Genomic DNA, 14,186 nt, shown 5'->3' on the forward strand with positions numbered 1-14,186 from the left:
ACTCAGCCGACCCACCACCCGGTGCGCTGGCCGCGATGAAACTGGATTGTCTTTTCCTCGGTATAATCCTCGACGGCGCGTTTGCCGAGTTCGCGTCCGAGACCGGACTGCTTGTAGCCTCCGAAAGGCAGCTCGGGATAACCTTCCATGAACGTGTTCACCCAAACGGTTCCCGAACGCACGCCGCGCGCGACCGACATGCAAGTGTCGATGCTGGCGCTCCACACGCCTGCCGACAAACCATAGGGCGTGTTGTTGGCGATGTGCAACGCCTTTTCAATCGATTCAAAAGTCAGCACCGAGAGCACCGGGCCGAACACTTCCTCGCGCGCTATGGCCATGTCCTCGGTGACGCCGCGGATGATGGTGGGATCGAGGTATTGACCGATATTGGAGGCCAATTGCTTGCCTCCGCTGTAGATGCTGCTGCCCTCGGTCGCGGCTGCCGCAACGTAACCGGCAACCTTGGCCAAATGGTCGGACGAGATCATCGCGCCGACCTTGGTTTGGTCATCGAGCGGATCGCCGACCGTGACCCTGGCGGCAAGCGCCTTGACGGCGCTGAGAAAATCGTCGGCGATCGCCTCGTGCACGATCAGCCGGCTGCCGGCATTGCAGCACTCGCCGGCATTGAAGAAGCCGCCGAACACCGCCGCATCGGCGGCCGCTTCGAGGTCGGCGTCCTGGAAGACGATCTGGCCGTTCTTGCCGCCGAGCTCCATCGAGACTTTCTTCAGCGACTGCGCGGCGGATGCCATCGTCATCTTGCCGACGCGGGTGGAGCCGGTGAACGAGACCATTTCGACCAGCGGGTGGCTGACCATCGGCGCACCGACATCGGCGCCAAGTCCGGCCAGGATATTGACGACGCCGGCGGGCAGGCCGGCCTGCATCAGGATGTCGCCGAGCACGAAGGTCGAGGCCGAGGTCATTTCGCTCGGCTTGACCACCGCCGTGCAGCCGGCGGCGAGCGCGAAGGGCAGTTTCTGGCTGACGATCAGGAACGGGAAATTCCACGGGGTGATGATCGAGACGACGCCGATCGGTTCGCGCAGGACGACACCCAGCATGGCGTCGCCGAGATTGGCGTAGGTTTCACCATGCAGGGTGCGGGCAAGCGAGGCGGCATAGCGCCAGATGTCGACGGCGCCGCCGATCTCGCCGCGTGCCTGGGCGATCGGTTTGCCCGATTCCAGTGCGTCGAGCCGGGCGATGTCTTCCAGCCGGCCCTCGATCAGATCAGCTGCCTTGAGCAGGATCCCGGCACGTTCGGCCGCCTTCATGCGCGGCCATGGACCCGTTTCGAAAGCCCTGTGGGCGGCAAGCACAGCGGCTTCCACTTCGGCCTCACCGGCCTGCGCATAGTGCGAGACGGTGAAGCCGTGGCCGGGGCTGTTTCGAGCAATCGTGCGGCCGTCGCGGGCATCGACATGCTTGCCGTTGATCAGCAGCTTGTAGCCTTTCGGGGCTTCGGCCGCCTCGGCCGGCATGGCGATCTTCAGGGGTGCGTTCATATGTTTGCTCTAGGATCTCGAAAAGGCCGGCTTCTGCTTGGCCTTGAAGGCATCGACGCCGGCCTTCAGATCGCCGGTCAGGGCGATGAAGCCGCTGGCCAGCGCTTCGGTGGCGGCGGCACTTTCCTCGCCTTCGGCGACCGCGATCATCAGCTTGGCGGCTTCCGTCGCCAGCGGGCCGCGCTCGGCGATCTTTTCCGCCCACGCCTTTGCTTCTTCGTGTGCGTTGCCAGTTGCGACCACCCGGTCGACGATGCCCAGGGCGAGTGCCTCGGGGGCGAGAAGGATCTCGCCGCCCAGCGCCATGCGGCGCACCGTCTGCGCGCCGAAGCGGCGCACGGCGCGCTGCGTACCGGACCAGCCGGGCACGACGCCAATCGAGGTTTCCGGGAAGCCTAATTTCACTTGTGTTTCCGCCACGCGCAAGTCGCAAGCCGCAGCCAGTTCCAGGCCGCCGCCAAGCGCATGGCCGGACAGGACGGCGATTGTCGGCTGCCGCAGCCGCGCCAAGCGGTCGAAGACGCGGTGGCCGTAGCGCACCCACTGCACCTGGAAATCGGCGGCACTCATCTGCGCCCAGGCTTCGACATCGCCACCGGCGCAAAAGCCCTTGCCTTCGCCGCGCAGCAGCACGACGCGGACGCCCTCGGCCATCTCGGCCGCGTCGAGCGCCGTCTCTAGCGCCCGCAGCATCGGAATGTCCAGTGCGTTGAATTTCTCCGGCCGGCGCAGCGTGATGGTACCGATGGCGCCATCCTGCTCGAAGGTGACGAGAGGCTCAGCCACGCGCGCCTCCGACCGAGGCGCCGCCATTCAGCGACAGGCCTATCGGTTGCTCCTGATAGAGGGCTGCCGGTGTCGTCTTGAGGTCCCTGGCAACGGCCAACGGAATTTCCGACTGGGCCAGCACATCACGCTGCAGATCGATGCCGGGTGCGAGTTCTGTGACGACCAACCCCTCCGGCGTCAGCTTCATCACGCAGCGTTCGGTGACATAGGTGATGTCCTGTCCCTGCGCCACCGCGCGCTTGCCCGAAAACGAGATGTGCTCGACTTCGTTGACCACCTTCTTGACCTTGCCCTCGTGGTCGATGCGGATGCCGCCATCGGCCAGAGACAGCTTGGCGCCGGCATTGAAGAAGCCGGAGAAGACGATCTTCTTCGCCCGTGCGGTGATGTCGACAAAGCCGCCGGCGCCGGCGGTGACATGCGGCCGCGCCGAAAGCTTCGAAACATTCACAGAGCCGTGTCGATCGATCTGCAGGAAGGACAACAGCGAGGCGTCGAAGCCGCCGGCCTGGAAATAGATGAACTGGTGCGGCGAGGGCATGAAGGCGTCGGCGTTCGATGAGCAGCCGAATTTGAAGTCGAGCAGCGGCACGCCGCCGACCGCGCCCTGTTCGATCACCCAGGTAATTTTGCCGTGCTGGCCTTCCTCGAGAAGGATGCGCGGCACATTGGCGGAAATGCCGAACCCGATATTGACGGCCATGCCGTCGCGCAACTCCATGGCGACGCGGCGCGCGATCACCTTCTGCACGTTCATCTCCGGCGTGCGGAAGCTCGACAGCGGCCGGAAGATTTCTCCCGAGATCGCCGGGTCATAGGGTGTCAGCGTCGTCTGCAACTGGTCGGGCGCAACGACGATATGGTCGACCAGGACGCCCGGCACGCGCACGTCATGCGGTTTCAGCGTGCCGTTCTCGACGACGCGCTTGACCTGCGCGATGACGATGCCGCCATTGTTGCGGGCGGCGAGCGCCTGTTCCAGTCCGCCGAGATAGGCGCCCTCATGCTCGTAGGTGAGGTTGCCGCGCTCGTCGGCCGACGTGGCGCGGATGATCGACACCTGCGGCACGATAGAGCGGAAATAGAGCCATTCCTCGCCGTCGAACTGCTGCACCGAAACGATCGGCTCGCTGGCGGCGGCGTTCATGGCGCAGCCCTGGTGGCGCGGGTCGGCGAAGGTGTCGAGACCGACTTTGGTCAGCACGCCCGGCCGCTTGGCCGCGGCTTCGCGGTGCATATCGAACAGGATGCCGGACGGCACGTTGTAGGCGGCGACCGAATTGTCGCCGATCATCTTCCAGATCTGCGGCGGTTCGGAAGAGGAGGGGCCGGACGGGTAGGAGCCGCACAAGGTACGCTTCAGCAGTCCCGGCTTGGCCAGATGGTCGATGCCTTTGATGCCATACATGTCGCCGGCTGCGATCGGGTGCAGCGTGGTGATGTTCTTCGGATGGCCTTCTGCGTCGAAGCGTTCGCCGATCGCGGCGAGCACCGCATCGGGGCAGCCGAGGCCGCTCGACGAGGACACCGACACGACCATGCCGTCCTTGACCAGGCCGGCTGCCTGCGCTGCGGAGACCACCTTGCTCAATTCACACTCCCGAGCTTAGGCTCGATTGCGACCGCCTTGCCTGATTTCGCGGTTTGCAATGCTGCTTCGACTGACGCCGATGACCAGATGCTGTCCTCGCCTTGCGCGCGGATGGCGTTGATCATGAACTGCCTGACGATCGTGCTGGCACCGATCAAGCTCCATTTGACGCTCATGCAGCGCCTCCCGAACCGGCCGCCCTGTTTCGAATGCGGCGATCCGGGCCGCAGCTTTCCCTGACCACCAGATTGACCGCGCCGATATGGTCTTCGGCCCGTGTTGTGCGTGACTGGATCATTTTCAACATGACATGGGCGGCGCGTTCGCCGAGGCCCGCCGAGTCCACCGCGACGCTGGTCAGAGCCGGCATGTAGTGCTCGGCCTCGGCCACATCGTCGAAGCCGACGATGGCGAAATCAACTCCCGGCTCAAGCCCGCGCTTGCGCAGCGCCAGCATGGCGCCAAAGGCGACGGCGTCGTTGAAGCAGAGTGCCGCGGTCGGCGGTTCAGCCATTGCGAGAGCGGTTTCGAGGCATGCGATACCACCTCTGCGGCTGGTCTCTCCCTCGACGACCAGAGTGTCGCGGTCGGAGATGCCCTGCGTCTCGCAGGCTTCGCGAAATCCGCCAAGCCGCTCGTGATAGACGACGAGATCGGACGAGCCGCCGAAGAAGACCAGCCGGCGATGTCCCTTGCCGATCAGATGAGCGGTGGCGAGATAGGCGCCGCGATGATTGTCGGGCGCGATGACCGGAATGCGGCTCTCGGGAAGCCGGCGCATGGCGAAGACCACCGGCAGACCTGCCGTCTCGATCCGCCTGAAGGCGCCCGGCGTCGTGCCGCGAGCCGGCGACACGATGAGGCCGGCGACGCCTTGCTCCATCAGCGACTTCAGCACTTCTTCCTGGCGCACCGGATTTTCCGCCGTGTTGGCGATGAACGGCACGATGCCGGCCGACTGGAAGACCCGCTCCATGCCAACCGCCAGCTCCGCGAAGAAAGGATTGGTGAGATCGTTGATGACCATGCCGATGACGTTGGAGTGCGCCTTGCGCAGATTGGCGGCGCCGCGGTTGTAGACGTAACCGACATCCTCGATCGCCTTGCGCACCTTGCTCGCTGTTTCGGGCCGGATCAGTCCGCTGCCCTGGAGCACGAGCGATACCGTCGATTTGGACACGCCCGCTTCGCGGGCGATGTCGAATATCGTCGCCTTGGCCCGGTTGGCCATCCAGATGCATCCTCCCGACTGCAGGCCCAAAACTATTGGAACGTTCTAATCTCTGCTCCGCTCGTGAGTCAATCGGGATTTTTCCCGCGCCTCGAACATCGATTGTGCGTACTCAAATGGCATGCTTCATAAGGCTTTCCTGTTGCAATGCAGCATTTCATCCTGCAGGGAGTTCGAATCTTAAAGGTCCTTGATTTATTGGAACGTTCCATTTAGTAGCGTTGTGAAGGGAGCGATGGATGGACATTTCCTTGCCTGGTGAGGGTGGCGGCAGCACCCGGTACACGCTGGTCGGCGAGCCCGTGCAGCCTGACATCGGCGCGCGATTTTCGCGTATCGCCTATGCCGCCGCGCACGTCGTTGCCGATCCGCTCGCCATGACCGATCCGTGGTCCAGACCGGTGATCGACTGGGAGAGGACGATGGCGTTCCGTCACCATCTGTGGCGGCTGGGCTTCCGCATCGCCGAAGCGATGGACACGTCGCAGCGCGGCATGGGCTTCGACTGGGCAAACGCGCAGGAATTGATCCGCCGCTCGATCGCCGAGGCGCGCACGGTCGATGGCGCCGATCTCGCCTCGGGCGCCGGCACCGACCATCTGGCGCCCGCCGCCGCCAAAACAATCGATGACGTCATCAAGGCCTATGAAGAGCAGTTCGCTTTAATCGAAGGGCTCGGCGGCAAGGCGATCATGATGGCCAGCCGGGCGTTGGCGGCAGTTGCCAAAGGGCCGGACGACTATGTCAGGGTCTACGACCGCATCCTGTCACAGTCCTCCGGCAAGGTCATCCTGCACTGGCTGGGCGACATGTTCGATCCGGCGCTCAGGGGCTATTGGGGCAGCGAGAATTTCGAGGTCGCTCTCGATACAGTCGTTGCCATCATCGAATGCCACGTTGGCAAGGTGGAGGGGATAAAAATCTCACTGCTCGATGCCGGCAAGGAGGTCGCGCTGAGGAACCGTCTGCCGGACGGCGTCGTCATGTTCACCGGCGACGATTTCAATTATCCCGAACTGATCGCCGGCGACGAGAAAAGGCACTCGCACGCATTGCTGGGTATTTTCGACGCGATTGCGCCGGTTGCCAACGCGGCGCTGGCGAAACTGGCGGAAGGCGACCGCGCCGGCTTTGACGCGTTGATGGCGCCGACCGTGCCGCTGTCGCGAAAGATCTTCGAGGCGCCGACCGAGTATTACAAAGCCGGCATCGTCCTCATGGCCTGGCTGAACGGCCATCAGGATCATTTTGCGATGGTCGGCGGTATGCAGTCGGCGCGCGGCATCCGTCACTATGCCGACGTGTTCCGCCTTGCCGACCAGGCCGGATTGCTGGCCGATCCGGAACTGGCGGTGACCAGGATGAAGAGCCTTTGCACCGTCGCGGGTGTTTGAAGCGCGGAAAGTGGTTCTCATCATCGACGTAACAGGCCAGGAATGCCGGGCGTCGCTAATGTCTCCGCCACAGCCAAAAAGGCGCGATTGCCTCGTCTGGATGAAAAATGGGCTTGGTCGCCCTTCCCAGATCGGCAGGTGGCATTCCTGCGGGATCATGGTGCGTCAGGTCGAGAAGCAGCGGCCCAAGCCGATCCGGATCGACAGTTTCGGCCGACATGGTGTGTGGCTTGTTCTCGTGCGCAACAAGCCAGTGCAGCGCCTGGACCAGTCCCAGCCCCTCGGCTGTCTTGTGTTGCCAGAGATTGTCACCGACCGAAGACAGGACACGGGCCAGCGACGTCCAGCCTTGCAAGGTAAACATGGCGTAGTGCCTGGGGCGCGTGCGGGACAGTTCCCTGGGCAAGGAGCCATCGGCTGCGATCTGGGTTGCTAGTCTCTCCCGAGCATAGAGGCTGATCTTGGCCAGGGTGGCGCTGTCGCCAAGAAACGTGGCGATCGATGCCCGCTGCAAATCGTAATATGTTCCTTGGTTGCTGCTGCTGCAGAAGGCCGTCGCGGCTGCCGGCGCGGTGTCCAGCCATTCGCAGTAGGAACCGAGCCAGGCTCTGAACGCCTCGCGATCCTCGTCGCCCAGTACTCCTGTTCGCTCGAGCAGGCGTACGGCATCCAGGAAGAAATAGAAATCCTTCAGCTCGATGATGCCGTGGCCGGACCCTTCATTGTTGTCGTGGCCCGACCGCACCTGCGCATAGCGCAAATGCGGGTTCATTCTTGTCCTGGGATCGATAAACCATGCGCGAAAGAGCCTGGCGGCGTGGACGGCATAATGATGCCCATCAAGCACGGTTGCGGCGAGCGCAAGCACGGTTGTGTCGTCGAAGACGCGCTGCAAGCGTGTGCGATCGTAGGTTTCGCTTCCTGCTGCATACAATGCCGTGCCGGGCACGCGTTCGCCATCGCGCCGGATATAGGGCAGGCCGTCGGGTCTGTCGGGGTCGGGCCACCAGTAAGGCGCAGGGTGAAAATAGTCCTGGGGATCCCCGCTGGGGGCTAGGCCAGTCTTGTCGAGCACGCTGAACGGACCGCGGGCGAGTGCCTGTCCGGCCGCGGTTTCGAGATGGTGCAGGATGGGCCCGTCCTTCACCGCGTTGGCCAGGGCGTCTTCGTCATAAAAGGCCAGGCGGGAGGTATCAAGCCGAGCGGCGACTGCCTTGGCGTCACATTGATCGACCATATCGACGATCGCCTGATCGCGGCTGACCAGACGCGCGACGAAGCCGGCCTTGCCGATCTCCAGATGCGAACGCCCTGAATCCAGGCGCGCCACCCAGCCCGCTTTCTGGAGCAGCCCGGCATCCGCCGCCCGGACCGGGCGTGGAAAATCCCAGGCGTCGTCGCGGTAGCGGTCCCAGGGGCCAGGAACTGCCAACCGCCACAGCATCTCGATTTTTGGCCGCCTTCCGTAACCATAGTTTTCGTCGAACAGTTGCGTGGTATCGGCTCGAAATATGATCTGCGGCTCCTCCTCGGCCGGCGGCTGAAAGCTCTGGTCCAGCAGAAGCGCATTGTCGACAATGCGCGCCATGGGCACCACAGCGTAGGGAAGGTGCGGGTTTTTCTCGATCGCGGACCGTATCCGCTGGAACGCAGAGGCTGTCAGGTAGCAGTTCCCGTCCCAGGGCATCAGCCATTTTGCCCTGTCGCGGGCAATCGCGAGCGCGGCGTTGCGAGCCCCATTGTTGTTCATCACATAGAGGTTCTTGCTGCGGCGGATGTGCGTTTCGTAACGCGCGGACTGTCCGCTCGCCCGGCCCTTCTCTGAGAATCGGAGGTCGCCGGCAACAAGCTGGTCGACGTCCCAGGATATCTTCCGGTACTGATCGAGTTCGAAGGGGATTGTATGAAAATTCTGGCGGCGGCTTTCGAGCAGGCCGATGATCCGGGCTTCCTCGTCGGTGTCGACTATTCGATTGACGATCCAGAATTTTTCGCAGGCGTCGAAGACCGGTTCGTTGTCCAGAATGAACAGCACGTTGTCGAATGACTGGCCCTTGCGGTGTCGCGGTTCCAGATCATTGCCGATGATCCGGACGAGCATGAAGCTGTCGGCAATCTGCGAGATCGGCGACGCCGTGTAAGTCTCGCGGGCGGCCTCGATCCGCTTGCCGAGTCCGCGCCGGTATTCAGCATTCTGCTTTGCGGAAATGAGCGCGTTGCCCAATGTCGACCACGGCGACCGCAATTGCGTGCGCACACGGTTCAGTTCGCGATATATCTTCGGCCAGGACGATAGTTTTGTCCTACCGGACTGTGAACTCATGACGGCACGCAGGGAGACCGGATCCCGATCACCGCCTCGGGGATGCGCGCGGTTTCGCCAATCATTCCGACTTTGATTCTGGACCATTTTTGAGCGTGAGGCGACGAAGCCCTGAATTGTGCGGCACGATCAATCATGGAAAACGTCTCTCGCATGTAACGTTGCGAATGTCCTGTTACGTTCTGCTGCATAAGTGACGGCAGGTTGCCAGGCAACGCCGACAGGACAATGCGATAAATCAAATCCGAAAACCACATAGCATGGCAAATGCCCCGGCATCGGCGATTCGCCTTCACGCAAAGGCAAGCTCGCAAAAGATGCGCCGGTGATCGCAATTTTCTTGGAACCAATCCTCCCGGCGCGCGACCAAGCGATGTGTCCAAACATGGTCAGCTTGTGGCGGCCGCATTCGACCGCCATTGCATCGAATACATGAGTTATCTGCCACTCCCCGCATATCACCTCACGGCCCTAGCCTCGTCCGTCCTGCATTGTTGAACCCGACAACCCTTTGCTTACTATATGGTTTTCCAGGCCTTGCCGGCTGCTCCTATGCGTGCTTACTTGTGGTTGTTTTCATGAGGGGGATACAATCATGCGTTTTCTACTTGCTGCGGTCGCCATGCTGTCGTTCGCCGCCACCGCGGCTCTGGCTGATCCAGCTTCGGATTTCAAAAGAGCCGATCAGGCATTGAACCAGACCTTCAAGCAAATCCAGAAGCGGCTTACGGATGATTCCGACGGCAAGGCACGGTTCGTGAAAGCGCAGAGAGCGTGGATTGCGTTCCGCAACGCCGAATGCACGTTTCAATCCAGCGGTGACGATGGTGGCTCCGCGGCGCCGATGGTTGCCGCTGCTTGTCAGGCTGACCTGACCAAGGCCCGCACCAGGCAGTTGAAGGCCTACCTGAACTGCCAGGAGGGTGACCTCTCTTGCCCGGTGCCATCAGAATAATCTGGAGTGACAAAATGCCGAATTTCAAGATGAGATATGTGCTGATCGCGCTTGTGCCGTTGGCGGTTGCCGGTTGCGTCAGCGCTGAGGATCAGCGCGCAATGGATCAGCAACAGTGCGCGTCTTACGGCTACAGGCCAGGAACCAACAGGTTTGCCGACTGCATGATGCAACAGACCTCACAACGTTCAGAAGATGAGCAGCGCTCATTGGATCGCATGGCCGCGCAAGAACAGAGAGACAAGGATCGCAAGGAAGCGCGTCGAAAGGACGACAGCTACATCGATCCAAGGCCGAGTTACGACAAGGATGGCAATCCGAATTTCGACACTCAAGGCAATTACCAAGGGTGTCACGGCGCGGGATGTTTGGTCGACAATCCAGACAATAACGATGACGATGACCAGTAGGCTGGCTCCGCGAGGCTCTCCTTCCTGCCCCCTATAGTCCGGACCTCAACCCAATCGAGAAACCCTTCGCCAACTTCAAGCACTACATGCGGCGTTGCGCCAGGCGCAGGCTAGAAGTCAACCCAAATGCGAACCGCTCTACCTCGGCGAACAGCCGGGAAATGCCGATCCTGCACACGCGATCCGCGATTCCATCAGCTTGAAGGATGGTTCCGGAACTTTTTGCCGCAATGGCAGGTTCGAGCGACATGACGAAACTATCTGACCCTGGCCCGCCGTTCCCAGCAAGCTGCACGGCGGCCAGGACATCCCGGAAGAAGATCATTACTGCGGGCAGACGGTTGACCGGCGCGATTTACTCCAGGTGTTCTGGAGGAAGAGCCGGGGCATCGAGCGCTGGAACCGAGCCAGCTGCAACGATCATCGAATTTCCCCGAAGAAAGTACCTGCCTCTAGAAGCGCTTTCGGATCAGGGGCCGTTTCAGGGCAAAGCGGGCGATATTGTCGAGCGTTCTTGGCACCGCCATCTCCCCGATGCCCTCAATGGCGCCCTTGGCCGCTGCGTCCTCACGAAAGCGCACTATCCATTCTTCCGTGAGGCTGTCCCGTTGAACAGTGAATCTCGAATTGGCGGTGTCTTCCGGGACCTGGACGCCCATATAATCCGCCACAGCTTCCAGATAGGGCCGTGGGTCTTGCTGCAAATCTTCGTAGACGAATTGACGACAATCCAGCCCCGCAAGTTGTAGGTAGGACCTCCAGAACGCATAGCTTCGATCAATCTGGAAATACGCTTGGCTGATGTCGGCGAAGCTATAAGGAACAGAGCGCGGATTGACTTTCCCTTCGTGCCGGCTCGTCCACACTCCAGACATCCTAGCTCGGTAGAACGAAATAGCTTGCTGAATTCGGTCGCGACGTTCCAACAAAATGAATTCCAAGCCGTGTTTTCTTCGAATCTCGAATAGAAAATCCTTTCCGAATTTCTCCTTACACCAGGCCAGATGGCGCGGAAACAACTTGATCGCAAACCGCCCGTTGTCGGTCGACGCTTTCTCGATGACCGCTTTTTCAAGATCATCATAGGTGCGGGGATCGAAACGTAGATAGGCCGGATCAAGCCATTCCTCCGACCGTCCCATCAGGCCAGTTGCGTTCGTCAGGCTTCCCAGCCAGTTCGAACCGCTTCTTCCCTCTGTAAGAATCGCAACGCCCCGCATAAACTCCTCACTTCACCTTGTCCCGGAACGCATGCCGCAAGGCCCGCTTATCTTCAACCCAAATCAGTGCTGCGTTCCCGCCCCAGGTCCAGGAACACCGTGCTCAGCTTATTGCCGCCGTGATCTTCGTTGCCATCTTGTCGGCATCACCAGGGCTTTGGCTGGATTCTAGACCAGATGACCACGCAATTCATCTAGGACGCCGCATCGGCCGCCATCGTCATCGTGGGCGTGTTCGCCGTCGCCGACACGTCGCCACGCGATTGCTGCGCCTGCCCAGGAGTGTCCTCTGTCGAATAACCGTGAGGGTTGTTTTCGCCGCCATCACTATTTTTGTGAACCAATTCACCCGAGGCGCGACCAAGTGATGTGTCCAAACATGGTTCATCAAGGAGAACGTCTTATGTTTACTGTCTCGAGAAACGTCTTTTTGGCCGCCATCGCCGTTTCGGTGCTGGCCGGCTGCAAGACAACCGCTCCCAGGGAATGCGACAAGCTGAAGCCTGGCGTCACCTATAACGGCAAATGCTGCGGCATCGGCGAGCCTTGCCGCGAAGGCAAGGGCGGCGGCGACAGGCCGGGAAATACGCCTGATCCAGCGCCGCAATGATCTGATTGCGTGTCGCCCGTTCCGGTCAGCGCTGGGACGGGCGGGTTGCGCTCGAAAGCTCGCCAACGTCCAGCCTCCCCTTGAGGCACCGAAATCGTCCACCTCTGTGTAACGCGCGCCCTGGACGGCCCTGTGCCACGCTGTGCCCTGCTTATCCCAAGTGAGGCGTTCTTCCGCCAGCACCTCGACGCTGCTCATCCCGCGCGTCATGCCCACGCGCTTTGTCTGGCGAGCCGGCCAGCATGTCGATCCAAGTCTGATTTGTCTGGTTGGATGGTGGGCGTGACAGGGATTGAACCTGTGACCCCTGCAATGTCAATGCAGTGCTCTCCCGCTGAGCTACACGCCCATCCGAAGCCGCGCATACACCATTTTTGATCCAGCGCGTCAATAGCAGGAAAAAGGAAAGAAGGCGTCGTCTCGCCGCAGTGGCGAAGAGGTGCGGCGCCTCGCCTAGAAAACGGCTCAGGCCGCCTGCAGCATCTTCTCCACCTCGTTGACGAGGTCGCGCAGATGGAATGGCTTCGACAGCACCTTGGCGTCTTTCGGCGCCTTGGAATCCGGGTTCAACGCAACGGCGGCGAAACCGGTGATGAACATGACTTTCAGATCGGGATCGATCTCGGTGGCGCGGCGCGCCAGCTCGATGCCGTCCATCTCCGGCATGACGATGTCGGTCAGCAGCAGCGAGAACGGCTCTTCGCGCAGCCGCTCATAGGCGCTGGCGCCATTGTCGAAATCGCTGACCTGGTAACCGGCGCGCTCCAGCGCCTTGACGAGGAACCGACGCATATCGTCGTCGTCTTCCGCCAGAAGAATGCGTGCCATGATATCCTGTCCGAATCACCCGCCCGAGATTGCCGTTGGGCAAGCCCGTTAACCATCCTGTATATGAGGAGGTGAGGGTAAACATCAAGTGAACGCGGACGGCGATGATCCATATTTGCCGGGGGTGTGCCGCCGCTGAAATGCTGGACACGCGGCCTGCAAGGTGGCACTTTCACATCATGATGCACTGGTGTTTTCGGGTTCGTTCAAATTGAAGACGGCAGCCGAGGATTTTTCGGTCTTTCCACCCTTCGAAATCCGGTCGGGCGCCGAGCAGCGCGTCCCCTTCCTCTTCAATTCGCCGCATAGCGGCCGCTACTATCCCGAACGGTTCCTGGCCATGGCAAGGCTGGACCGCAACGCCATCCGCCGGTCGGAAGACTGTTACGTCGATGAGCTGTTCGGCGGTGCCGTGGCGCTCGGCGCGCCGCTGCTGGCGGCGAATTTTCCGAGGGCCTATCTCGACGTCAATCGCGAGCCGTGGGAGCTCGATCCTCGCATGTTCGCCGAGCCAGTGCCGTCCTTCTGCAACATCCGCTCGGCGCGGGTGGCGGGTGGGCTTGGCACGGTGCCGAAGCTGGTCGGCGAGGGGCTCGACATCTATTCCGGCCGCCTGCCGCTGTCGGAAGCCGTTGCCCGGATCGAAACCGTCTACAAGCCCTATCACGAGACGCTGAAGCGGCTTTTGACCCGGACCCATGCGCGGTTCGGTTTTGCCGTGCTGATCGACTGTCATTCGATGCCGGCGAGCATCCGTGTCGGCGACAGCGGGCTGCGGCCCGACTTCATCATCGGCGACCGTTTCGGCATCTCGGCAACCGCCGCCCTGACCGAGACCGCGATCGGCCTGCTCAGCGCCATGGGCTATTCGGTTGCCCACAACAAACCCTATGCCGGCGGCTTCATCACCGAGCATTACGGCCGCCCGGCGCGCCATCTGCATGCGCTGCAGATCGAGGTCAATCGCGGGCTCTACATGAACGAACGGACATTCGAGAAGGCCGCCGGCTTCGATGCGCTGGCCGACGATCTGACGCGGTTCTCAGCCGACCTGATGTCGATGCCCGACCATCATTTCATCGACCTGCCGCTGGCCGCGGAGTGAAATCGCGGCGTAAAAAAAGACCGCATCGTTTGCACGATACGGTCGAAGTCTAGGGAGGAAACGCCCAAGGAGGGCATGGACAGGAAACCCTGTCCGAGGTCAAGGGTATTGTGCGTTGCACAAATGTCAAGCGACCTTCAGGCTTTTTTAATTCACTCTGATGTGGAAATTGCGTTTCGACGACGCTTATGTGACATCCGGGCAACAGATGCCGTC

The 14,186-nt window shown here is 61.4% G+C and carries 15 protein-coding genes, 1 tRNA gene and 1 pseudogene; 6 read left to right on the plus strand and 11 right to left on the minus strand.

Annotated elements, in window-relative coordinates; translation table 11 throughout:
* Positions 1 to 2 precede the first annotated feature (2 nt).
* The 5 genes from EOC83_RS00445 to EOC83_RS00465 are packed head-to-tail and all read right to left on the minus strand — an operon-like array spanning position 3 to position 5,125.
* Positions 3 to 1,514: an aldehyde dehydrogenase family protein gene (locus EOC83_RS00445; protein ID WP_063168955.1), complete on the minus strand. Its 1,512-nt coding sequence runs from the start codon at positions 1,512 to 1,514 to the stop codon at positions 3 to 5.
* 9 nt (positions 1,515 to 1,523) lie between these two features.
* Positions 1,524 to 2,300 (minus strand): enoyl-CoA hydratase/isomerase family protein, encoded by a 777-nt coding sequence (locus tag EOC83_RS00450; RefSeq protein WP_013529703.1) that lies wholly within the window; start codon positions 2,298 to 2,300, stop codon positions 1,524 to 1,526.
* Complete coding sequence (locus tag EOC83_RS00455; RefSeq protein WP_063168954.1) at positions 2,293 to 3,894, minus strand: acyl CoA:acetate/3-ketoacid CoA transferase; 1,602 nt, start codon at positions 3,892 to 3,894, stop codon at positions 2,293 to 2,295. The genes EOC83_RS00450 and EOC83_RS00455 overlap by 8 nt, the downstream gene beginning before the upstream one ends.
* Positions 3,891 to 4,070, minus strand: a complete 180-nt coding sequence (locus EOC83_RS00460) for a hypothetical protein (protein WP_013529705.1) — start codon at positions 4,068 to 4,070, stop codon at positions 3,891 to 3,893. The genes EOC83_RS00455 and EOC83_RS00460 overlap by 4 nt, the downstream gene beginning before the upstream one ends.
* The gene (locus EOC83_RS00465) at positions 4,067 to 5,125 is read right to left on the minus strand and encodes a LacI family DNA-binding transcriptional regulator (RefSeq protein ID WP_013529706.1); all 1,059 of its coding nucleotides are present in this window, start codon (positions 5,123 to 5,125) and stop codon (positions 4,067 to 4,069) included. Before EOC83_RS00465 ends, EOC83_RS00460 begins: the two co-directional genes overlap by 4 nt.
* A gap of 239 nt (positions 5,126 to 5,364) precedes the next feature.
* Between EOC83_RS00465 and EOC83_RS00470 the strand changes: the two genes are divergently transcribed.
* On the plus strand, positions 5,365 to 6,519 hold the full coding sequence (locus EOC83_RS00470; RefSeq protein WP_063168953.1) for a dihydrodipicolinate synthase family protein: 1,155 nt from the start codon (positions 5,365 to 5,367) through the stop codon (positions 6,517 to 6,519).
* Positions 6,520 to 6,574: 55 nt separating this feature from the next.
* Here EOC83_RS00470 and EOC83_RS00475 read toward each other — a convergent pair whose 3' ends face one another.
* Positions 6,575 to 8,743, minus strand: a complete 2,169-nt coding sequence (locus tag EOC83_RS00475; RefSeq protein ID WP_244514234.1) for an alginate lyase family protein — start codon at positions 8,741 to 8,743, stop codon at positions 6,575 to 6,577.
* A gap of 228 nt (positions 8,744 to 8,971) precedes the next feature.
* Positions 8,972 to 9,262, minus strand: a complete 291-nt coding sequence (locus EOC83_RS00480; protein ID WP_127219021.1) for a hypothetical protein — start codon at positions 9,260 to 9,262, stop codon at positions 8,972 to 8,974.
* Positions 9,263 to 9,437: 175 nt separating this feature from the next.
* Here EOC83_RS00480 and EOC83_RS00485 point away from each other — a divergent pair, with 175 nt between their 5' ends.
* The 3 genes and pseudogenes from EOC83_RS00485 to EOC83_RS33130 all read left to right on the plus strand — a co-directional run.
* The gene (locus tag EOC83_RS00485; RefSeq protein ID WP_024502741.1) at positions 9,438 to 9,797 is read left to right on the plus strand and encodes a lysozyme inhibitor LprI family protein; all 360 of its coding nucleotides are present in this window, start codon (positions 9,438 to 9,440) and stop codon (positions 9,795 to 9,797) included.
* Positions 9,798 to 9,811: 14 nt separating this feature from the next.
* Entirely contained in the window at positions 9,812 to 10,207 is a 396-nt protein-coding gene (locus EOC83_RS00490) for a hypothetical protein (protein WP_013529710.1), read from the plus strand.
* 9 nt (positions 10,208 to 10,216) lie between these two features.
* A pseudogene (locus tag EOC83_RS33130) lies at positions 10,217 to 10,323 on the plus strand (transposase); the annotation flags it as partial.
* Here EOC83_RS33130 and EOC83_RS32715 read toward each other — a convergent pair.
* Entirely contained in the window at positions 10,290 to 10,457 is a 168-nt protein-coding gene (locus EOC83_RS32715; protein WP_158515803.1) for a hypothetical protein, read from the minus strand. The pseudogene EOC83_RS33130 and the gene EOC83_RS32715 sit on opposite strands and share 34 nt — an antisense overlap.
* A 202-nt stretch (positions 10,458 to 10,659) precedes the next feature.
* Positions 10,660 to 11,427, minus strand: coding sequence for a Stf0 family sulfotransferase (locus EOC83_RS00495; RefSeq protein WP_027161395.1), 768 nt, complete (start codon positions 11,425 to 11,427; stop codon positions 10,660 to 10,662).
* A 403-nt stretch (positions 11,428 to 11,830) separates the two neighbouring features.
* On the opposite strand from EOC83_RS00495, the gene EOC83_RS00500 reads away from it, so the two are divergent.
* Positions 11,831 to 12,037: a hypothetical protein gene (locus EOC83_RS00500; RefSeq protein ID WP_013529712.1), complete on the plus strand. Its 207-nt coding sequence runs from the start codon at positions 11,831 to 11,833 to the stop codon at positions 12,035 to 12,037.
* Positions 12,038 to 12,311: 274 nt separating this feature from the next.
* Here EOC83_RS00500 and EOC83_RS00505 read toward each other — a convergent pair.
* Positions 12,312 to 12,386 (minus strand) — tRNA-Val (locus EOC83_RS00505).
* 116 nt (positions 12,387 to 12,502) lie between these two features.
* Positions 12,503 to 12,865 carry a response regulator gene (locus tag EOC83_RS00510; RefSeq protein ID WP_006199474.1) on the minus strand — a complete coding sequence of 121 codons (363 nt, stop codon included), beginning with the start codon at positions 12,863 to 12,865 and terminating at the stop codon, positions 12,503 to 12,505.
* Between the two features lie 163 nt (positions 12,866 to 13,028).
* On the opposite strand from EOC83_RS00510, the gene EOC83_RS00515 reads away from it, so the two are divergent.
* The gene (locus EOC83_RS00515; protein WP_013529713.1) at positions 13,029 to 13,970 is read left to right on the plus strand and encodes an N-formylglutamate amidohydrolase; all 942 of its coding nucleotides are present in this window, start codon (positions 13,029 to 13,031) and stop codon (positions 13,968 to 13,970) included.
* Positions 13,971 to 14,186 lie beyond the last annotated feature (216 nt).

Source organism: Mesorhizobium sp. Primo-A (assembly GCF_003997175.1).
Classification (GTDB): domain Bacteria; phylum Pseudomonadota; class Alphaproteobacteria; order Rhizobiales; family Rhizobiaceae; genus Mesorhizobium; species Mesorhizobium ciceri.

Coding starts and splice junctions, on each gene's coding strand:
- EOC83_RS00445 (WP_063168955.1), bottom strand. CDS start 1,514: ATGAACGCACCCCTGAAGATCGCCATGCCGGCCGAGGCGGCCGAAGCC.
- EOC83_RS00460 (WP_013529705.1), bottom strand. CDS start 4,070: ATGAGCGTCAAATGGAGCTTGATCGGTGCCAGCACGATCGTCAGGCAG.
- EOC83_RS00465 (WP_013529706.1), bottom strand. CDS start 5,125: ATGGCCAACCGGGCCAAGGCGACGATATTCGACATCGCCCGCGAAGCG.
- EOC83_RS00470 (WP_063168953.1), top strand. CDS start 5,365: ATGGACATTTCCTTGCCTGGTGAGGGTGGCGGCAGCACCCGGTACACG.
- EOC83_RS00480 (WP_127219021.1), bottom strand. CDS start 9,262: ATGGCGGTCGAATGCGGCCGCCACAAGCTGACCATGTTTGGACACATC.
- EOC83_RS00485 (WP_024502741.1), top strand. CDS start 9,438: ATGCGTTTTCTACTTGCTGCGGTCGCCATGCTGTCGTTCGCCGCCACC.
- EOC83_RS00490 (WP_013529710.1), top strand. CDS start 9,812: ATGCCGAATTTCAAGATGAGATATGTGCTGATCGCGCTTGTGCCGTTG.
- EOC83_RS32715 (WP_158515803.1), bottom strand. CDS start 10,457: ATGTCGCTCGAACCTGCCATTGCGGCAAAAAGTTCCGGAACCATCCTT.
- EOC83_RS00495 (WP_027161395.1), bottom strand. CDS start 11,427: ATGCGGGGCGTTGCGATTCTTACAGAGGGAAGAAGCGGTTCGAACTGG.
- EOC83_RS00500 (WP_013529712.1), top strand. CDS start 11,831: ATGTTTACTGTCTCGAGAAACGTCTTTTTGGCCGCCATCGCCGTTTCG.
- EOC83_RS00510 (WP_006199474.1), bottom strand. CDS start 12,865: ATGGCACGCATTCTTCTGGCGGAAGACGACGACGATATGCGTCGGTTC.